Source organism: Chitinivorax tropicus, from assembly GCF_014202905.1.
Classification (GTDB): domain Bacteria; phylum Pseudomonadota; class Gammaproteobacteria; order Burkholderiales; family SCOH01; genus Chitinivorax; species Chitinivorax tropicus.
This window is the reverse complement of sequence record NZ_JACHHY010000014.1, coordinates 1-21,253: the sequence shown is the minus strand read 5'-3', so window position 1 is coordinate 21,253 and position 21,253 is coordinate 1. Positions and strand designations below refer to the sequence as shown.

General features: G+C 55.4%; 15 protein-coding genes and 1 pseudogene. 8 read left to right on the top strand and 8 right to left on the bottom strand.

Going from position 1 to position 21,253, the window contains the following annotated elements:
* The first annotated feature begins 296 nt into the window (after positions 1-296).
* Positions 297-899, top strand: a complete 603-nt coding sequence (locus tag HNQ59_RS11760; protein WP_184039427.1) for a 2-hydroxychromene-2-carboxylate isomerase — start codon at positions 297-299, stop codon at positions 897-899.
* 153 nt (positions 900-1,052) lie between these two features.
* Here HNQ59_RS11760 and HNQ59_RS11755 read toward each other — a convergent pair whose 3' ends face one another.
* The 4 genes from HNQ59_RS11755 to HNQ59_RS11740 form a co-directional block, all read right to left on the bottom strand.
* Positions 1,053-1,646 carry a Shedu immune nuclease family protein gene (locus tag HNQ59_RS11755; RefSeq protein ID WP_184039424.1) on the bottom strand — a complete coding sequence of 198 codons (594 nt, stop codon included), beginning with the start codon at positions 1,644-1,646 and terminating at the stop codon, positions 1,053-1,055.
* A gap of 204 nt (positions 1,647-1,850) precedes the next feature.
* Positions 1,851-2,531, bottom strand: coding sequence for a hypothetical protein (locus HNQ59_RS11750; protein WP_184039421.1), 681 nt, complete (start codon positions 2,529-2,531; stop codon positions 1,851-1,853).
* Between the two features lie 123 nt (positions 2,532-2,654).
* The gene (locus HNQ59_RS11745) at positions 2,655-4,058 is read right to left on the bottom strand and encodes an alkaline phosphatase (protein WP_184039419.1); all 1,404 of its coding nucleotides are present in this window, start codon (positions 4,056-4,058) and stop codon (positions 2,655-2,657) included.
* Positions 4,059-4,078: 20 nt separating this feature from the next.
* Positions 4,079-5,527, bottom strand: a complete 1,449-nt coding sequence (locus tag HNQ59_RS11740) for an alkaline phosphatase (protein ID WP_184039417.1) — start codon at positions 5,525-5,527, stop codon at positions 4,079-4,081.
* A gap of 378 nt (positions 5,528-5,905) precedes the next feature.
* Between HNQ59_RS11740 and HNQ59_RS11735 the strand changes: the two genes are divergently transcribed.
* Positions 5,906-7,855 carry a PhoX family protein gene (locus tag HNQ59_RS11735; protein ID WP_184039415.1) on the top strand — a complete coding sequence of 650 codons (1,950 nt, stop codon included), beginning with the start codon at positions 5,906-5,908 and terminating at the stop codon, positions 7,853-7,855.
* Between the two features lie 576 nt (positions 7,856-8,431).
* Complete coding sequence (locus HNQ59_RS11730; protein ID WP_281397214.1) at positions 8,432-9,769, top strand: lytic polysaccharide monooxygenase; 1,338 nt, start codon at positions 8,432-8,434, stop codon at positions 9,767-9,769.
* A 218-nt stretch (positions 9,770-9,987) separates the two neighbouring features.
* Here the strand turns inward: HNQ59_RS11730 and HNQ59_RS11725 are convergent, their stop codons facing one another.
* The gene (locus tag HNQ59_RS11725; protein WP_184039413.1) at positions 9,988-11,133 is read right to left on the bottom strand and encodes a lytic polysaccharide monooxygenase; all 1,146 of its coding nucleotides are present in this window, start codon (positions 11,131-11,133) and stop codon (positions 9,988-9,990) included.
* 681 nt (positions 11,134-11,814) lie between these two features.
* On the opposite strand from HNQ59_RS11725, the gene HNQ59_RS11720 reads away from it, so the two are divergent.
* The 5 genes from HNQ59_RS11720 to HNQ59_RS11700 all read left to right on the top strand — a co-directional run bounded on the left by HNQ59_RS11720 (position 11,815) and on the right by HNQ59_RS11700 (position 17,868).
* On the top strand, positions 11,815-12,594 hold the full coding sequence (locus HNQ59_RS11720; protein WP_184039411.1) for a class I SAM-dependent methyltransferase: 780 nt from the start codon (positions 11,815-11,817) through the stop codon (positions 12,592-12,594).
* Positions 12,595-12,805: 211 nt separating this feature from the next.
* The gene (locus HNQ59_RS11715; protein WP_184039670.1) at positions 12,806-13,810 is read left to right on the top strand and encodes an NAD(P)H-quinone oxidoreductase; all 1,005 of its coding nucleotides are present in this window, start codon (positions 12,806-12,808) and stop codon (positions 13,808-13,810) included.
* A gap of 90 nt (positions 13,811-13,900) precedes the next feature.
* Complete coding sequence (locus HNQ59_RS11710; RefSeq protein WP_184039408.1) at positions 13,901-14,800, top strand: HDOD domain-containing protein; 900 nt, start codon at positions 13,901-13,903, stop codon at positions 14,798-14,800.
* Positions 14,801-14,862: 62 nt separating this feature from the next.
* A complete protein-coding gene (gene tfpB, locus HNQ59_RS11705) occupies positions 14,863-16,629 on the top strand; it encodes a type IV pilus assembly ATPase TfpB (protein WP_184039405.1) in 1,767 nt (588 codons plus the stop codon).
* A 600-nt stretch (positions 16,630-17,229) separates the two neighbouring features.
* A complete protein-coding gene (locus tag HNQ59_RS11700; protein WP_184039403.1) occupies positions 17,230-17,868 on the top strand; it encodes a hypothetical protein in 639 nt (212 codons plus the stop codon).
* Between the two features lie 234 nt (positions 17,869-18,102).
* On the opposite strand, the gene HNQ59_RS11695 is transcribed toward HNQ59_RS11700, so the two are convergent.
* The 3 genes and pseudogenes from HNQ59_RS11695 to HNQ59_RS11685 all read right to left on the bottom strand — a co-directional run.
* Positions 18,103-19,290: an Imm72 family immunity protein gene (locus tag HNQ59_RS11695; RefSeq protein WP_184039400.1), complete on the bottom strand. Its 1,188-nt coding sequence runs from the start codon at positions 19,288-19,290 to the stop codon at positions 18,103-18,105.
* Between the two features lie 5 nt (positions 19,291-19,295).
* Positions 19,296-20,822, bottom strand: coding sequence for a hypothetical protein (locus tag HNQ59_RS11690; protein WP_184039396.1), 1,527 nt, complete (start codon positions 20,820-20,822; stop codon positions 19,296-19,298).
* Positions 20,819-21,253: pseudogene (locus tag HNQ59_RS11685) on the bottom strand (type VI secretion system tip protein VgrG); the annotation flags it as partial. The pseudogene HNQ59_RS11685 and the gene HNQ59_RS11690, both read right to left, overlap by 4 nt.

Below are 21,253 nucleotides of genomic sequence, written 5' to 3'. Positions count from 1 at the left end.
GCCACCGCGCCTGTCGTCTTTTACCCGACGATAACGATTGACCAGCTTGGCGGCATGATTGCAACAGCCGGCGGACCAGCAGCCCCCTGCCAGCCATCGAATATCCTAGGGTTACCGCCTCTCGACTCGGTGGTAAAAGCATCACCGGCTCAGTCATCAGCATCCCGCCACCCAGGCTGATCAACGCGGCACCCATCCCACCCACCAGCGCCCAAACCACACCAAGAGTATTTTCTTGTGATCTCGATACGATAGGCTAATTTAAGGACTATATACTCCCCGAATACGAGGCGGCTATGTCATTGGCAATCGATTTCTACTTCGATTTCAGCTCACCTTACTCCTACATTGCCGCCAACCGACTGGATGGATTTGATGCGCGCAATGGCAAAACTCTGGTCTGGCGCCCCATCTTGACCGGCGCCATCTTCAAGCTGCTGAACAACCCGCCACAAAACGAACCCAAGCTCGCCTATATGATGCAAGATGCCAAGCGCTGCGCCGCCTACCACCGCATGCCACTCAACTGGCCCAGCCACTTCCCGATCAACCCCTTGGCCGCCTGCCGCGCCTTCTACTGGCTGTATGAAGACAAACCCGATGTCGCGGTGCAAATTGCACTGGCCCTGCTGAAAGCCTACTGGGTCACCGACCACGATATCAGCGATGGCGATTACGTACTGGACTTGGGCGAGCGCTTCGGCATCGATCGGGAATACCTGCACGAAGGACTCAACGACCAAAACGTCAAAGACAAACTACGTCAGACCACCGAAGTCGCATTTCAGCGAGGCGTCTTCGGTGTGCCATGGGTATTCGTCGGCGACGAGCCATTCTGGGGACAGGACCGTCTGGACCAGATGGAACGCTGGGTGCAGATCGGTGGCTGGAAGTACTGAAGCGATTTTACATATATACAAAGCAATTTCCTCCAACTAAGTTTTGAAACTAAAATATTGAAGGAATAGTCTAACTTGGTGACCTAAATTATTTAAACACTACAGAAATATAACCACATGAGGAAGTGAAAACAGTTAACTTGGTCGATTCAGTTATTGGGCGTAAGCATCGCACAATTCCCCACCCACGCCTCCATTTTTTCTCAGCCAGCTATCCCAAGATTCAAACTTAATACGAGGGCTATCTATCTCTAGCTGATGCCGAATCCTGCTCTCTGTCATATCATCCCGGGTAGTACCACCGATAACTATACCTTTTATATCAATATCTTTCTCTGGATCAACATGGAGATAGCCATTTGGCCCAAGTAACGAATTGTAACGTTGTTTACCCGCTTCAACTTCCTTGCGAATTGAGTGTACTTCTCGACGAAAATACTCGTAATTGGATCTAATGTAAGCGTAGCGCTCGCGAATTTTCTGAGCTGCCTCATTTATATCAGCATGAACTCTTCCATCTGAATTGACGAATGGAAAATCAGCTCCTTTTATTTCGATCAACACAACGTCCATTCTTGAGCGATCAGTAAATACTACAAAATCGACACTTCCGTTTCCTAGTGGGAACTCCGAAAAGACAATGTACTCATCCTTTATTGGAGCGAATGCAACTGACTGGCCTATCAGATCCAAATTGCTTTTCAGTAAGTTTTGGATATCACGCTCTTTAGCTCTAGCAGCAATCAAGGATCGGATCGCAGATATTGGCACATTCCACCCCCTCTTGAGTAATGACAATTACTTGAAGACACACCTTAACCGGCCCCTTTCTCCTTGTGGGCGCCTATCGCATCCCTGTTACCAACGTTGGCTTCACCCCACAAGCCCTACATGGCAGGGCTTTCCAATTGGGTGACTGGGCCTATCGTATTCCTTTGCAACAAGGCCACGCTAATCCAACAAATCAACATAGTCCCGATGCTGCATATTGGTCAATTGGCTCCATGGCAGCATCTGTTTACCGGGCATGGTTTCCAGGTTGATGGTGGTGCGGCTGAGGTGGGTGCCGGTTTTGGTGCCGGATTCGATCACCAGGGGGATCTGGTATTGGTCTGACCAGAGCACGCGGGTGAATTGGCCGGTGGTTTCCTGCTCGTACCAGCTGGCATGGGCTGCGGTGGATGGACGAGATGTCTTACGCATGCGTTGCAGCGCCTGTTTGTCGATCAGATAGTAGGCACGATCCCAGGCGTTATCGAAGCCGATCTCGGGGTAATCGCGGGCCTCGGTGTCAATGACGGTCTGGCTCAAGGGTTGCACAAATTGCAGTTTCAGCTGGCCGTTGGCTTGTCGAGTGATCAGTTTGCCAGACATTGGCAGCATATGCAGTTTGCCGCAGCGGCTGGTGTGGACGTGGCCGCTGGTGACAAAGCGGGCTTGTAGGGGGACCAGTCGCTCTGTCCACACCTGGTCGCTGGTGCGCAGAAAGCGTTCTTGAAAGCGAGTGATCCGGCTGATGCCTTCGCTGGTCAGCTCTTGTGTTTCATGGCTCAGGGTGGCGGCCAGGTCGGTGGTGGCGCTGACAGTTTGGGCCGATGCAGCCAGCACCAGTCCTATCCAGAGTTGTTTCATGGGTTGATGTTCTCTAATACCAAATGCTGTTGACAGGTTTCATGGCCCTACCAAGGGCCGCCTTCGAGCCAGCCCGCAGAGGGTAGGCCTGCCGCCAGACAAAATCCGGCAGCAGGCCGTTCATTACAGGCCCATGGCCGCTTTCAGCAGCCCGAATACCTTGGTGTTGTCGAGCGTGCCCTTGAAGCCTTTGGCGCCCGCGCCGCCCGCACCAAGCATGACGTCGCCACCACCGTGGGTTTCCGAACCCAGGCGGATGCCCGTTTCCTGCATATAGTCGTCGTGCAGCACCATGCTCTTGTCGGTATCACCCGAGGTGAGGGTGGTGCGGATGTCCTTGCGGTTAGGGCCGTTACCGAAGACCAAGGTGGTATAGGTGTTGCCATCTGCGTCAGTATTGGCTTTGCAGGTCTTGGGGTTTTTCGGGTCAGTACAATCGGCTTCCCGATAGCTGCGTGAAATGTCGAGGATAGGATTGCCCCGGCGGGAGTAGCCGTTGATGGTCATGGTGTGGTCATGGTCAGCCGTGAACACCAACAATGTGTTGCTGAGGTCAACCTTGGCCAGCGCTGCTTTGATGGCATCATCGAATGCGATGGTGTCCTCCAAGACCCGTTTGGCATTGGTGCCATGCAATGCGTGATCGATGCGCCCTCCTTCGACCATCAGGAAATAGCCATTGGGGTTCTTGCTCAACACATCGATCGCTTTGATGGTCATGTCCGCCAGGCTGGGCTGATCCAGGCTTTTCTTGACCCGGTCCAGCTCATAGTCCATGTGGTTCTTGTTGAACAAGCCGAACAGCTTATTCACCGCCTTGCCATCCACAGCAGTCAATGCGCTGCCTGTTTCAACATAGGTGTAGCCAGCAGCCTTCATTTCATTGACCAGATGCCGACCATCTGGGCGGGCACCGCCATCAGCCTTGGGCACGAAAAACTGTTTACCGCCACCCAGCAGGACATCCAGGCCATCCTTCAGGGCTGGGTTGTAGCCCGCGCCACCAGGTACGGCCTGCACAGCGATATCGTTTTCCGCATCGCGATGGCACACATGTGAGTAGGTGGCTGCCGGGGTGGCATGGGTGATGCGGGTGGTGGTGATGGCACCGACTGCTTTGCCTTTACCCTTGGCCAATTCGAGAATGGTTTCCACAGCCTTGCCATTATTGGCACCACAGTTGCCGGTCAGAGCTGTCGTTGGGGTGATGGCTTTGGTGTCGGCGGTCATTGAGATGACTTCATTGTTCATCTTCACGCCCGTCATATAGGCAGCCATCGAGGGGGCCGAGTCGGTGGTCTGGGCATCATTCGAAAAGGTTTTGATGCGCGCAGTGCGCGACAGCTTTTCCATATTCAGCTGCCCTGCCTCGCCATATTTATAGATACGAGCGGCGGTGACAGTGGTGGGGCCCATGCCATCACCGACGAAGAAGATCACGTTCTTGGCCTCGCCCGCAGCCTGCGCAGACAAGGGCAGCGACAGTGCGACCAGGGCCGTGGCAATCAGAGTGGGTGTATGTTTCATGATGAATCCTTTGTCTGCGCTTACAGACCGGCTGCGCTACGCAGCAGGCCGAATACCTGGGTGTTGTCCATGAACCCGCTGAACTGATCAGCGCCCATGCCCATCGCACCGATGAACACATCGGTGCCACCATGGGTTTCACTGCCCTGATCCTTACCGATCCGGATCGCCGCTTCTTGTGCATAGGTGTTGGCCGATACGATGTCATCGGTCAGGTCGCCTGCGCTGTTGCGGTTACCTGGCACGCGATTGTGGCCATTGCCAAAACCAAGGACGGTAAAAGGCTTGCCATCACTGTCTTTGGCGACGCTGCCATCGCTATAGTCACGCATCAGGCCGAGGATGCCGGGATTGGTGGCCGTGGTCTTGCCAGTGCGCTTGCCGTAACCGTTCAGCACCAACGTGTGGTCATGGTCTGCGGTGACCACGATCAAGGTGTTTTTCAACTCTGGGTCAGTCTTTTTCATCTCGTCGATGGCAGCTTTGATGGCATTATCAAAGGCGACTGTGTCCTGCAGGGCTTTCTTGGCGACAGTTTCATGCAGCGCATGGTCGATACGGCCCCCTTCTACCATCAGGAAAAAACCAGCCTTGTTCTTTTTCAGGGTAGTGATCGCCTTGACGGTCATCTCGGCCAGGCTGGGCTCCTTGCTGCTGTCCCGATCGAGGTCATAGCTCAGATGGCTGTTAGCAAACAGTCCCAGCACCTTGCCCGCTTTGGCAGGGTCGATGGCGTCGAATTCACTGCGGCTCAATGCCACGGCGTAGCCCTTGGCTTTCAGCTCAGCAGTCAGATCACGCTTGTCCTGGCGCTTACCACCGGCCTCTGCTGGCACGAAATATTGCTTGCCGCCCCCCAGGACAATATCCACCCCATCACCCAATTTGCTGTTGAAGCCCTGCCCGCCTGGTACCAGTTGCGCGGCGATGTCAGCCTCGGCATCTCGATGGCAGGCATGGGCATAGGTGGCAGCCGGTGTAGCATGGGTGACACGTGTCGTGGTCACCACGCCAGTGCCCCAGCCAGCTGCCTTGGCCAGCTCCAGAAAGGTCTGGGCCGGGGTACCATTGGCCGCCCCACACTTGCTGGTAAAGGCTTTCATATCAGGCTCGATGGCCTTGGTGTCAGACGACATCGAAATCACTTCGTTGTTCATCTTCACCCCCGTCATGTAAGCCGACATGGAGGGTGCGGAATCCGTCACTTGTGAGTCATTGGAATAGGTTTTGATGAAGCCTGTCTCTGGCATGGTATCGATGGTCAGCTCACCCTCTTCGCCTACGGCGTAGATACGGCTGGCAGTCAGGGTATTGATACCCATGCCATCACCCAGAAAGAAAATGACATTCTTGGGGGTCTTCTCGGCTGGCACAGGCTGGGCAGCCTGCTTGTTGTTCGAGTCACTCGATCTGCAGGCCACCAGCAATGCACTGGCGACAAGCAGGCTTGCGATCAGCATCCGCTTCATGTTCCACCTCAATGTTGAAAACCAGCGGATGGTACAAATCCAATCTTGCTGTTTTGTTAAACAGTTTCACCCCTGTCATCACCAACACACTGCCAATCACACCTAACAGACTGAATAACAAACAATATTTAAAGGGTGCTCAATTATCACAATTACAAACATGCAAATTTCGCCATATTGCATTTGCTAATGTCATTATGTTGTCACAAAGGGTTGGCACGCTGTGCGGGTCAACTTGCGATCACCATGTCGCGGGCCTTGACCATTCTGTTATCCCTTGAAAGCCCTCTGCAGCCGAGGGCTTATTTTTTGTCACGCCACTGAAATATATGGCACCTACACTGCAACGATTTCATTTGCAGCCACCACGAGAGCGTCATGAGCAAGTACGACATTGAAGATGAAGGCCTGTCCAACCCTTCAGGCAACCCTTTGTTTGAAACCATTTTGAATGCCCGCCTCAACCGCCGCCAACTGCTGCAAGGCGGCCTGGGCTCATTGGCGATGAGTTTCGTCGGCTCGATGGGTCTGACCAGCATGGCTCAAGCAGGCAGCCTGACAGCGCCAGATGTCAAACCTGGTTTCAAAGCAGTACCAGTCTCATTTGCAGACAGCGTCACCGTGGCCGAGGGCTATTCAGCCCATGTCTTTGTCCGCTGGGGTGACTCGATTGGCGATACCCTGGGCAACGCGCCGTTTTATGCCAATGCAGGCAACACGGCAGAAGACCAGTTGATCCAGTTTGGCATGCACCATGATGGCATGAGCTATTTCCCGCTGCCCTGGGGCAGCAGCAACTCAAGCAGTGCCTTGATTGCCGTCAACCATGAATACATCGATCGTGGCCTGCTGCATCCGGCAGAGCCTCGATTCAGCCACACACCGGCCCAGGTGCAGAAGGAAATCAACGCTCACGGCGTCACCGTCTACGAGGTCAGCCAGGCACCCAATCGGCAGTGGAGCGTCAAACGCCCGTCCAAATATGCGCGTCGGATCACCGCTGACACACCCTGTCGTATCGGCGGCCCTGCCAAGGGCCATGAATTGATGCGCACTCAGTTCGACCCCAAGGGCGAAGAAATCCTGGGCACCCTCAACAACTGCGCCAATGGCATGACGCCATGGGGCACTTACCTGACCTGTGAAGAGAATTTCAACGGTTATTTCACCAATTACTCTGACGAAATCACCCCAGATCAAAAACGCTACGGCATCAGCATGAAAGGTGCCGGGTATGAATGGGCCAAGGCTGGTGGCATTCACGCTCGCTTCGATTGCGGATTGCATCCGAACGAGCCGAACCGTTTCGGCTGGGTGGTCGAGATCGATCCGTTCGACGCCACCGCCACACCTGTCAAGCGCACCGCACTGGGCCGGATCAAGCACGAAAATGCCGCAGTCACCCTGGCGACGGACAACCGTGTCGTGGTGTATATGGGTGATGACGAGCGCTTCGAATACATCTACAAATTTGTCTCGGAAGGCAAATTCGACCGTAGCGACCGTAAAAAGAACATGGACTTGCTCGACAAGGGCACACTTTATGTTGCGCAATTCAAGGAAGATGGCACGGGCAAGTGGCTGCCGCTGACCACACACAACCCGAAGCTCGCTGCCTTCAAAGATCAGGCAGAGATCTTGATCAAGGCCCGCTCGGCTGCTGATGTCGTCGGTGCCACCAAAATGGATCGCCCGGAGTGGATTGCCATCCACCCGACCACCAAGCAGGTGTATTGCACACTGACCAACAACAGCAAGCGCGAACAGGCTGACGCAGCCAACCCACGCGCCAAGAACACCCATGGCCATATCATCCGCTGGGAAGAAACCGACCCGGCTGCGGACAGCTTCCGCTGGGACATCTTCGTCATGGCAGGCGACCCCACCAGCACCATCGGCAGCAATCAAGGCAATTTGCAAGGCGATATCTACAGCGCGCCAGATGGCTTGGCCTTCGACTCACGCGGCCTGCTGTGGATTCAGACCGATATGTCAACCAGCGCCATGTACCACCCGCAGCACGCCACCAAGCAGACTGAATTCAAAAATTTCGGCAACAACCAATTGCTGGCAGTCAGCCCTGCCGATGGTGTGGCCAAGCGGTTCCTGACTGGCCCAGTCGGTTGCGAATTGACTGGCTTGGCCTTCACCCCCGATGGAAAGACGCTCTTCGTCAACATCCAGCACCCTGGCGAGCCATTGGACGATAAAACCGAATTCAACGATCCCAAACAACCAAGCCGCTATAGCACTTGGCCAGATGGCGGGCGGCCCCGTTCAGCCACCCTGGTCATCAGCAAAGATGATGGCGGAGTGATTGGCACCTAGATTCTGCGGCATCACTCTCTCTCGATATCCGCATGTTTTGCCGGCCTCGCGCCGGCTTTTTTTATTTCTTCTTGACAGAGCACCCTCAGCCAAACGATTCCCCGCCGCACCTGTCGCACGATGCTGTGCCACCTCGTTTGCGGCAAAGTCGCTGATTTTAGGAAAAAACGTGAATATGACATTGCACTATTTCAACGTCATTGATAGCATACGGATGCTCTGGTATCGATGTGGTGTTGTGTGATTGGTCAGACCAATCCACTGTAAATGCATACCGCCCCGCTGAAAGCACTTGACACTGACCGGGCATTCCAGGTCACAGTGCGCAAGGCTTCGGGGCTTATCACTTCAATACCATCTGATGAATCAGGGACATAGCCTGCTTACTACGAGCAAATGGCCTGCCCTGATTGGCGGTTCCTCCACTGGAGCATATGGAACATCGCGTTTTTTCGAATGAAGTGATGGTGCAGCACCAACTTGGTTCGAGGTCATGCCTTGCCCATGTAATCCACATCCCACAAATAAAAAGGTGAACTCGTGAAACGTCAAATACAATGGTTATCAGCAGCCTCCATGTTGATGTTACCCTGGCTTGCGCAGGCGCATGGCACGATGGACGTCCCCGCCAGCCGGGTGATGAATTGCTATAAAGAAGGCCCTGAAAGCCCCAAATCAGCAGCATGCCGGGCGGCTGTTGAAGCAGGTGGCGCTCAGGCGCTCTACGACTGGAATGGCATCAACCAATTGCCCAATGGCAACCACAAGGCTTTTGTTCCGGATGGCAAACTGTGTAGCGGTGGTAAAGAGCTGTTCAAGGGCATGGATCTGCCACGTAATGACTGGGTGCCAACGCCGATTTCCGCTGGCCCTGATGGCAAGTTCGAGTTTGTCTATAACGCCTCTGCGCCACATTCAACACGCTATTTCGAGTTCTACATCACCCGTGATGGCTATGACGCGACCAAGCCGCTGAAATGGTCGGATCTCGAATCCACGCCATTTTGCACCATCAACAAGGTGACGCTGGAAAACGGCACCTATCGCATGAGCTGTCCGCTGCCCAAGAACAAATCGGGCAAACATGTCATCTATAACATCTGGCAACGTGCGGACAGCGCCGAGGCATTCTACTCTTGTATCGACGTGGAAATGAACGGCACCGTGGTGTCGGATTGGCGCGAGATCGGACAAGTGCGTGCGCAGCAGGATCTGGCAGTCGGTAGCAAGGTGACACTGCGGGTGTTCGATAAAGACGGCAAGGATGCTGAATCACACACCATCACGCTCAACAACGGCATGAATACCGCTGCAGCCTGGCCTTATCATTTGGGGCAAAAGGTGAACGCGGAGTCTCGCATCGTGGGTATCGGCAAGCTGGATGCCAAGGGCGTGTTGAAGCCGGTTGTCAGCAACACGGAAAACCGTATCTACGTGCACGGCCAAGCCAATTACAATACCAAGATCGACATCGTTGCGGCGCCGAATCCTAACCCGAATCCTAACCCCAATCCAAATCCGAACCCTAACCCGAAACCCAATCCAACCCCAGGTGCCGGGTGTGATGGTGTTCAGGCTTGGAGCAATGCACGGGCCTACAACGGTGGTGAAAAAACCGCGTTCAAGTCCCAGCTGTGGCAAGCACAATGGTGGACTCGTGGCGAAGAGCCGGGCAGCATGCAATGGGGCGCTTGGAAAGCCATCGGCAAGTGCACTGGTGGCGGTGGTACGACACCCACCCCGACACCTGCGCCAAGCAACAAATGTGAGCAACCCTGGTCAGCCAGCGCCACTTATACTGCGGCCAACACCAAGGTCAGCCACCAGGGTCACAACTACCTCAACAAGTGGTGGACACGTGGCGATACCCCAGGGCAAGCCGATGTATGGGAGCTGCAAGGGGCATGCAAGTAAGGCTGCGCCACGGGTGAGTGGATGCTCCCCAGACGCCCTATACTTGGCATGAGCCTTATCTGACCTGACACTTGGAGTCTGCTACGGCAGGCTCCAAGTGTTTTTTGCCAAATTGATTATCGACCCAAGCTGCGGGCACTTGCGTTGCCATGGCCAACCAAACAGCTGCCTTGGATCGGCCCATCACGATTCAGCCTGTCACAGCAAAAAAAGCCGGGTCAATCACGCCCCGGTGCAGATGTCGCACCAACGCACTTGCCAATGGCTTTCCATGCACCCTGCTGGCCACCTGGCTCCTCTCCCTGGCTCCACCATTGTGCCTGCCACAGTTGGCCGTTGGTCGCCACGGTTTCTCCCCCGTTATAGGTGCGTGAATTGCTCCAAGGTTGGGTATCACTACACCCGGCTTCCGAAGCTTGGTTCGGCGCAGCTGCAATGTCGATCTTGATGTTATAGTTGGCTTGCCCGTGTACATAGAGCCGGTTTTCAGTAGCACTGACCGTTGGCTTCAATTCACCACTGGCACTCAACTTGCCAACCCCGATCACACGGGAATCCGCATTCACCTTCATCGCCAAGTGATATGGCCAGGCGGCAGCACTGTTCATACCGTTGTTGAGTGTGATGGTGTGTGATTCAGCATCCTTGCCGTCTTTATCGAACACCCGCAAGGTCACCTTGCTACCGACTGCCAGATCCTGATGTGCCTGCGCTTGGCCTACCTCACGCCAATCCGACACGGTACGATTCATGACCACATCGACACAGGTGTAAAACGCCTCGGCACTGTCCGCGCGCTGCCAGATGTTATAGATGACATGCCTGCCCTGTTTGTTTCTAGGCAACGGACAGCTCATACGGTAACGGCCATTCTCCAGCGTCACTCTGTTGATGGTGCAAAATGGCGTGGATTCCAGATCTGACCATTTCAACGGCTTGGTCGGGTCATAGCCATCGCGGGTGATGTAGAACTCGAAATAGCGTGTTGAATGGGGTGCGGTGGCATTGAAGACAAACTCGAATCTGCCATCCGATCTGGGCGCGACCGGCGTCGCCACCCAGTCATTACGCGGCAGATTCAGGCCACGGAACAGCTCCTTGCCACCACCACATAGCTGGCCATCCGGCACATAGGCCCTGTGGTTGCCATTGGGCAATTGGTTGATACCATTCCAGTCGTAGAGCGCCTGTGTACCGCCTTGTGCAACGGCTGCGCGGCATGCAGCCGATCTCGGGTTTTCAGCGCCCTCGCGATAGCAATTCAGCACACGACTGATCGGAACCTCCATGGAGCCATGGGCTTGTACGAACCAAGGCAGCATCAACATGGATGCCGCTGACAACCATTGCAATTGATTTTTCATGGGTTCACCTTTGGATCGAAATGAGTGGACAACGCGGACACAACAGCGCATCGAGCTGGTTGAAACAGGGCGGAAAGCGTGCTGGCGCTTCACCTGATTTCGCTCATGATCGACATGCCTTGGCGGAAAGCACCGCCAGTCAGGCTCAGCTACCCATAACACTGCGCGGTGTGGCATGGGCCTGATTCTTCAGATAGGTCAAACCCGGTTGCGGGCTGGATGGCTGGACAGCACGTATCGTGCACTTGGCCTGTGGCATGGCCTCATCAGATGGAGGCGTGATACATCTGCGCCCAGCTCAGATCTACTTTCTACTGCGCCACGAAAATACCAATTTAAGTCAAGTTCATCTTATCAACACAAATTTGACATTTCAATGTCAAATCCGTAGATGATTGATAATGCATATCCATAAAATCAAATACTTATATCAAAAAATGAATAGTCAGAATCTGACACATCCTTTATCAACCACGTAATCACGCAATATCTGACGCTTGAAATATTTTTCATAAACATCAAAAGCTTATTTTCAAACTCAGTAAAAAAACACCTTCTGCATGCTGTGCCCATCGAAAATACCAATCCATCACCTCTTTACCTGTCCACCTGCGGCTCCATCGGGCGAATGTCCACCAGCTCGGGTATCATCCGGTTCTTGATCGTCATGGTGTATGGCAGATGAACATCGTTGTTGTCATGGCCGAGGCTGTTGATCCCAATGCAGCCCAGCAGTTGGCCGAAGAGTTAGCACTCCCTTTTGCTGCAACAGCACCAGAGGGATGTCGGTATGCGCTGACACTTACCGCAGACCGGTTGGAACTACGGACCTTGGGCAAGGGCGCCCCTGGCCCGATCTATGTGGATTTTGTAGAGGGTGCCAACGCCCATCGACGCAAGTTCGGTGGGGGGCGTGGCCAGCTACTGCCCAAGGCAGCAGGTTTGAAAGGGGACTATCTGCCCCAGGTGGTGGATGCCACGGCGGGCCTGGGCCGAGATGCTTTTGTGCTGGCGACACTGGGTTGCCAGGTCACCTTGCTTGAACGTTCGCCCATTGCGTTTGCATTACTGCGGGACGGCCTGCAGCGCGCCACCCAGACAACCGAGGTGGCCGGGATTGCCGCCCGCATGCAACTTGTCCATACTGAAGCCAGCCAGTGGCTGGCCGGGCTGGCCGACGACCAGAAGCCGGATGTCGTGGTGGTTGACCCCATGTTTCCAGATCGTGGCAAAGCCGCCCTGGCCAAGAAAGAGATGCAAGCCTTTCAGGCATTGATCGGTGATGATCTGGATGCCGAAATCCTGCTGAAAGCAGCATTGCAAGCGGCCAAACGACGCGTCATCGTGAAGCGTCCACGCCTGGCGGAAAACATTGCAGGCCCCAAGCCCAACACACAGATCATCGGCCAAAGCACCCGGTTTGATGTGTATGTGAATACCCAAGCGGCAGGCACAGCCTGAGCCAGATACGACGCAGAGCCTGGATACGGCATCGGGCTTGGCACGTGGCTTGCCTGCGGGCCGAGACATGTGTTCTGCCCATGCGGGCTGTATGCGGCGTGCCCCTCTCGTGCACCGCCTCAACCCACCCATGCTGAGCACGCCCGAGGCCGCACCTGCATCATCTGTTTGATTTTGGAACCCGCACATGACACCGACACTTCCTTCTTCCATGCGCGCCATCGTCACCCCGCAGCCTGGGGCGGCAGAGCAATTGTGTATTGTCGAGCGCCCCATCCCCGCCTTGCAGGCAGGCGAGGTGCTGATCAAAGTGGCGGCCAGCGGCCTCAATCGGCTGGACATCTTCCAACGCCAAGGGCGCTACCCGCCCCCGGAAGGCGCCAGTGATATCCTGGGGCTGGAGGTGGCAGGCACCGTGGTTGCCGTCACCCCGCAGGCCAAAGGCATTGCCGTGGGGGATGTCGTCTGCGCGCTGTTGACAGGTGGTGGCTACGCTGAGTACTGTGCTGCGCCAGCCGATCTCTGCCTGCCCGTACCCAAAGGCTGGACGCCGCTGGAAGCCGCGTCGATTCCTGAAGCCTTGTTCACTGTATGGAGCAATGTCTTCATGCGGGCCGCCATCGCCCCCGGTGAAAGCGTGTTGGTACAAGGCGGCACCAGCGGCATCGGTACGCTGGCCATTCAGCTTGCCCACGCATTCGGGCACCCAGTCTTCACCACGGCACGCACTGCCGAAAAGTGCCAAGCCTGCCTCAAACTGGGCGCACAACTTGCGGTGAATTACATGGATCAGGACTTTGTGGCAGAGATTCAACAAGCCACACAGGGACGCGGTGTGGATGTGATTCTGGACATGGTGGCGGGCGCCTATACTCCGCGAGAATTGGGCCTGCTGGCCGACGATGGCAGGCTGTGCCTGATTGCGTTACTGGGTGGGACACGCAGCGAAATCAACTTGGCAGAGATGCTCAAGCGCCGCCTGACCTTGACGGGCTCCACCTTACGGCCCCGCTCGGTTGCCTTCAAATCGGTGATCGCCAGACAGCTACAGGAGCGCGTCTGGCCACTACTCACTCATCGCACCATCCAGCCCGTCATCTGGGCCACCTACCCATTCGAGCAGGTGATCGATGCCCACCGGGCGCTGGAGAGCGGACAACATATCGGCAAAATCATGCTATCGCTCGACCCAAGCAGGGCATCGACAGCCCAGTAGCCGCGCGAAGCGGCCAGGATATCCCGCCCTTGCCTGTGGCCAGCTCTGCTATAACAGTAACAGTACACATGCCTATGCCACGGAGTGGCCATGCTCACGACACCGTTGTCCAGCTTTGAAGCCTGGGTCAGCTACATGTCCCAGTGTGGGCTACCCGTCATGGCGCGAACCATCCATGAAATCGACTCGCTCCGGAACAACGAAGACAACATCACCGGTCGTGACATAGCACGGGTGTTACTTCACGACCCGATGATGACCTTACAGGTGATCCGCTATCTGCAAGATCACCGCCGTAAAAGCCAGGTCACCGATGTCACCACTGTCGAACATGCCATCATGATGTTCGGCACCCGGGCATTCTTTGAGGCCTTTACCGAGCTGACCTCGATTGAAAGCCACCTGGCCGACGAGCCCGCTGCGTTGGCGGGTGTCATGCGGGTCTTGAGCCGTGCCTTCCATGCCGCTTTATACGTACATGAATGGGCCGTGCTCCGCCATGATACCGATGTCGAAGAGCTGACATCTGCAGCCTTATTGCACGACATTGCCGAGATCCTGCTCTGGATCACCGCCCCCAAACTGGCCCTGGAGATCCATTTCCGTCTGCGGGGCAACCCGCTCCTGCGGAGCGCCGTGGCCCAGACCGACGTATTGGGCTTCCCGCTGTTGCAGCTGCAACTCGCGCTGGCAAAAGCATGGCACCTGCCCCCCTTGCTGATGGAGCTGATGGATGACCGACATGCCTCCCACCCAAGAGTCCGCACCGTCGTGCTTGCTGTCGATCTGGCCCGCCATAGCGCCAATGGCTGGTATGACGCAGCCCTGCCTGACGACTTCATTGGCATTGCAGATCTGTTGCATATCAACCTGGATGAGGCCAGACAGATCGTCCTGCGCACCACCTTACAAGCCGCCCATGCCAAGGGCTGGTATCGATATCCCCCCGCCGCGACCTGGTTACCCCTGGAGCCCACCCGAGCCGGTTAGCAAATATTGGCGACCGCTTTCAATCCCGCTATAGTCAAGCCTTGCAGCTCAGTTAAAAGATTATGGATGCCATTCAACTCGATGTTCCCACCATGCTCGCCCTGTTGGTCGAGGATGGTCTGGTCAGCCGCAAAGATGCGGATTCCATGTATACCGGCAGTCGAACCAAGGAACGTGCAGAAGCCCATCCGCTGACCTTGATTGCCAATCAGCGCTGGCAGAGCATGGAAACACCCAGCCGCCAGCTGACCATCGATGTGCTGATGCAGTGGCTGGCTGACAAGCATCATCTGGAATACATCAATATCGACCCGCTGAAAGTCGATGTCCCCAGCGTATGCGCCGTGGTGTCACATGCCTACGCAACCCGCTACAAAATCCTGCCGGTAGCGCTCACGCGCACGGAAATCACCATTGCCACCGCCAACCCCTACGACCTGGATTGGGAGCGCGCCCTGTCACAGGCCATCAGCCTGCGCATCAAACGCGTACTCGCCAATCCGGAGGACATCATCCGCTATCTGGCCGAGTTCTACAGCCTGCAACGCTCACTGAAAGGCGCCACCAAGACGCAATCCGGCTCAGGGGCTGGCGTAGCCAGCTTTGAGCAGCTGGTGGAGCTGGGCAAGACCAGCTCACTGGATGCCAACGACCAGCACGTCGTGCACATTGTCGATTGGCTGTTCCAATACGCCTATGAACAACGTGCCAGCGATATCCACCTGGAGCCACGCCGCGACAGCGGCAACATCCGCTTCCGCATCGACGGCATGATGCACCTGGTCTATCAAATTCCAGTATCCGTCATGAGCGCCGTGGTCAGCCGGATCAAGCTGCTCGGGCGCATGGACATTGTCGAAAAGCGACGCCCGCAGGATGGCCGCATCAAAACCAAGACACCAGACGGCCAGGAAGTCGAACTGCGCCTATCGACCATGCCCACCGTGTTTGGCGAAAAACTGGTGATGCGGATCTTCGACCCGGATGTATTGAGCAAATCCTATCGCGAGCTGGGGTTTACCGATGAGGAAATGACCATCTGGAACGGACTGATCACCCAGCCCAACGGCATCGTGCTGTTGACCGGCCCAACCGGCTCCGGCAAGACCACCACGCTCTACACCACCATGCGGCAACTTGCCCAGCCCGAGGTGAACGTCTGCACCATCGAAGACCCCATCGAAAACGTAATGCCACAGCTGAATCAGATGCAAGTCCAGCCACAGATCGGCCTCAACTTTGCAGACGGCGTGCGCACCCTGCTGCGGCAAGACCCGGACATCATCATGATCGGAGAAATCCGTGACCGCGAAACTGCAGAAATGGCCATTCAAGCCGCCCTGACTGGCCACTTGGTGCTGTCCACCCTGCACACCAACGACGCCCCCTCAGCCGTCACTCGCCTGCTGGAAATCGGCGTCCCAGGCTATCTGCTGAACGCCACCCTGCTAGGCGTAGTCGCCCAACGACTGGTTCGAACCCTTTGCCCGCACTGCAAAGCCGAGCACGACATCTCTGACGAAACATGGTCAGAGCTGGTCAAACCCTGGCGATCAGCCAAACCAGCCAAGATCTACAAACCCGTCGGCTGCCTCGAATGCCGCATGACCGGCTACTATGGCCGCACCGGCATCTATGAGATGCTGGCGGTCGGGCCGACACTCCGCAAACTGATCGGCCAGGAGATGGATATCGTCACCCTCCGCCAGGCCGCCATCAAACACGGCATGAAACCACTACGACTGAGCGCCGCCATGAAAGCAGCAGCAGGCCAGACCACAGTAGACGAAGTCCTGACCGTCACCCCACCCGCCTTGCCAGAGGATTAATCGCAGGTGCGCCCGGCTGCACCTTGCTGCCGGATGGCCACTCACTTCAACCCGGTATACACCCAAGTAACCGACTACCCTCGATAATCCGGCAATCGTTCGCCTTTGTTGACGCGGGTACGGCCTTCAATATGCTCCCGCACGTCAGTTTACTACTTTCGACGACAACGTCACTGGAGCAGATGCCTGACCAATGACTCATCCGGCATGACGAAGAAATAGCTCTACTCCCTCGTGCATAGCACTATCCAGATAATGCTCCTCTTTCTGCAACAGCCACCATACGGTGGATTTACCGTTGAAAACCACATCCTATTCAAGCCTGCTATCAGCATACAGACATGCAAAGATCGGCAACTATGTACCTACTGAATTGGAAAAACAGTTTGTTGGCAACTATTTCTTGATGCCATAATTCAATGACTTGTCTGTCCACTAAATCAGACATTCATACAATTCGATCAATTGTCCTTTTTTTGGACGCCGACACAGAATCGCATCAAGGTTCAGGTGGAACGCTGACATTCACTTGGCGCCCTTTTTTTCCCTATAGAAAATGTCGGGTGAAGTCTTGGCCTTTTTATCTTTTAGGATATTTCAATGCTTTTTTCAGATCTTAATCCAAGGGAATTTTATGGTCGTGACTACTTGTTGCATCAAATTATCCCTCCGGTGAACAACTACATCAAATACGACCGAGGCATGATTCGCTCTACGCTGAAGTCCCAACCTTTCTTCTTACCTTTTTCTCGTAAATTTTCTGTGTTTGCCGAGACGTTCTATCAAAGCTTATACAATGTTTTTGTGGAGGCAGGAGTTACTATCGATGAGGACACCGGCTCCAATATCCTTCCCAATTCCGAGATATATTCAAGGACTCACCATCTCAATTCGCGAGAGCGTGATTTTAATCTAAGGAATTTCGTCTTTGCCTTCATCACCAAGGATGAAAAGACCGCAGGATTTCGCTTCGACAATGAAGGATTCAGCTTTCCTCTAGATGCGCTGATTGCACTTGGCTTCTCCCTATGTGAGCCTGCAAGAGGGCCTGGTGGATATGCGCTGGGTCTTGCGCTGTACGCGACAGAGGAGAGCACAGCCAAACCGTTCAAGTCGGGCTATGTGGATATCCCCATCTGCTACAGTAAAGAGGCTACGAGTGAGCTTCTGATAATGACTCTGGAGTTAGCGAAGTTCTTTCGGGTGTGCTTCGATTATGAGGGTTGTGCGGATTACTAACACTTTCAACACAATGCTGATCGTCTAAAATTTTGGTGAAATGTATTGCATCTTGAAATCAATTAGCTGAGGATCACCGACCAAGCTGATCACAAGGAAAGTCACCACCACGTCGCCACCCAAGCGGGAATTGAAGTAGCTACCACAATTTGTGGCCTGTTAGCGTATACGCGCAATACATGCATAGGTAGATAACCTGTTTATCAAGCAGAGAATTGCTGCCAGTCAGGCCACTCACTTCAGTCCGGTATACACCCAGGTCACCGGCTTCCCCCGATAATCCGGCAATCGTTCGCCTTTGTTGACACGGGTACGGCCTTCGATATGCTCCTGTGCGGCCCAGTAGCCACTTTCAATGGCAGCTTCACCGGTGCGGGCGGTAATCAGCTTGAGGCCATGCTCTGCCGGTGGCGGTGGCCCTGGCTGTGGCTCGTAGCGCCTGACCCACGGCTCACCCGGCACGGCAAACACATAGTCTTTCTCTTCATCAGGAACGGTGCCATCCAGATAGCGCTCATCTTTCCACAGCAGCCGCCATACGGTGGGTTTGCCAACGATCGGCCACTTTTCTTCTTCAAATTCAACGGTTGGCGCCCGTGCCCCGCCATGCAGATAATTCATGCAGCCATCTGGCTCGAATACGCCATCTGCCGGAATCTGTGGCCTTTGGAACAGCCCCAAGAAACCCGCACTGAGATCTACCTTCACCGGCTCCCAGATGCCGGTGCATGGCAAGGTGTGCCCAGTTTTGACCAGGACTTCCTCCTTGGGAACTGGTACTGGTGGCAGTTGCTCCTTGATCGCCATCAGGTGCCTGTAGAGGCGCGTCAGATGGGTAGGCACACGGCCTGCTTCTGCGTCACCATCTCCTTTAAATACGTCAAACGTATCCAGCGGAGCTGGGTCATCAATACATCGGGTCTGCAAAACATACACGCCATTCAGCATAGCCATCTCCGTCAGCAGATACAGGCGCTCCAGCGGTGGCCAGTGGTCAGACTCCACCGTGAAATCCACCTCGCCGCTACCATAGCGCCGGATCTGGGTCGCCCAGCTGGAGAGCAGCCGTCGGGCCTCGCAGATATAACCTTGACCGCTGAAATAGCCACGCCACAGAAACACGCTGCGATCACCGCGTCGGAGCTTGTCCACTGCATCTACCAACGCAGCCTTCAATGTCATGGCTTCAACAATATCATGCTGACTGAACATTTCCTTGTCTCTAGGCCGATCAGGACCAAGGTAGGTTTCATACCAATCAGGTAGCTCGACACGCAGGTCTGCCGAGCGGACGATCTCGTCCACCCAGGCGCTGTAATAGGGAACGATCTGCTGCCAGATGGTGAGCGAGCTTTGTTGCTTGAGGATGCGGAACAGCACTGGGCGCTCGGCTTCGGTGGGGGCGGTAGTATAAAAAGCCATTTGGTTTACTCGTTTCGATGTTCTTTACTGGCCTGCTCACGCGTACCCAACCGAGCGGTTTGTACCCCCGCCTGCTTGGCCAACTGACCATAGCCATGAATGCCGTTGACGTCTTTCCAGCCGGTAGGACGGATGACCCACTCCACCCCATCCAGCAGCAGCGTCTGTGGTTTGCCTTCAGCGATCACTTTGTCGCCGATACTATTGAGTTTGCCAGCCAGCTCACCGGGGATTTCCAGCATCACCTGCTTACCACCACCGGTCAGGTACTGACCTTTAATCTTGTCCCCCGCCTGCTCGGAGATCTTGCCAACGCAGCCTTTCACCCGGTTCGGCTCTTTGATGGTGCCCACCAGCATAAAGCCATCGTGGTTCCATTCGTCCAGCACCGCCGACAGGTGCCGCCACTCTTCAGCGGTCTTGGGTGGGGGGCCAATCCCCCAGAATTTGTTGGTGTACTTAGGGTTGCCGGCGGCCAGCGCCGCACCACCTTGTTTGTACCCATGCACCCCTTCCGCACGCACCGGCCCAAACACCCGGTAGATGGTTTCTCCCGGCTCTAGCGCACGGTTGACGATTTTGCCGGAATAGGTACTGATGTCGCTGGCCCTCAGCCCAAGGTCAGGATAGCCAGGATCATGTTTATAAAGACCTTTCTTCTCGGCTTTGTCTAAACTAGCTGGATTCTGCTGCCAGCCGCCCCGCGCCGAGATGAGCGCCCCCTCGCCCTCCAGCAGCTTCAGCTCATCCGCATAGTGCACCGCCGCCTTTTCGCCGGATGCTGCCGTGTGGGCAACCGTCTTGCTGGTGGTCTGGCCACCGCTGTAGACCACCGCCTGGATTTCCTTCAAGGTGTCATTCAGCGTTTTCAGCGCCTGGGGAATCATGCTCTGGCCCTTTTCCAGCAGCCAGTTCAGCTTTTTGGTGAGCGCTGCAGAGGCCTCGGCGAACCAGGACAGCAGCCGGGTATTCGCTGTCTTCCGGTTGATCGACACTAGTACACCATTGATGGTGTAGATGAAATCATGGAACTTGCCCATGATCTGGCTTTGGTAGTGCTCGAAATTCAGTCGCTTCAGGAAACGCTCAGCATTCCCCTCCCCCAGCCGGTTGAGCAAGGCCACGATATCCTGGGCCGCCTCAATGACCAGCCTGGAGCGGGCAAGGCCCTTGGTATGCGCCAAGGTCACACCCAGCCTGATCAACAGCCGACCCACGCCTTTGATCACCCCTCCCAGCACAGGGATCAGTGCAAACAGGAGGATCACCAGCAAGGCCCACTGCCACACATCATCGCGTTTCTTGGGGTCGTCCGCCAAGCCAATTGAGACGGCAATCAGATCACGTACTGCCGTGCCATCCCCCACCAACGGAATCATGCCGATCACCGCATCTACGATGATTTGAGAGGTGGAGGCTTTTTCGTTGAATGCACCCTGCGCAGTTCCCCACAACCATTGTGCAGAATCTGCTGCAATGGCTTCAAATCGAGCCCAACTCAACCCGCCGGGCGCCCCTTTCTTGTCAATCACTGCTTGTCATCCTTTATTATTGGCTTCAAGTATTGGTCGGTTAATTTATCCAGATCATCAGGTGATGGCTTGGCATTGTATTTGGGCATCGGGCGCTTATCTTTCACCACATAAGGTTTACTGGATGGACCATAGTGAACAGTGGCCGGGCCCATCGGCACGTCGCGCAGGATTGCCTGCCCCTTTGAATCCAACGTCCCAGTGCGCTTGGAGCCATCCGCGAGCTCGACTTCATACTCAGCGCCCGACACCGGCGCATCATCATGGTAGCGATGATCAAGTCGCATCTCGGTCTTGGGAGCTTGGCCCACTGGTAGCTTCAATGGGGCGGCTGGCTCCCGCCCCGGCCCATCCCACTCGATCGACGCGGCCTTGACCTCGAATTTGCCTCGGGCCTTGAAGGTGATGTTGCCGCCTTTCAGCTCGATCTC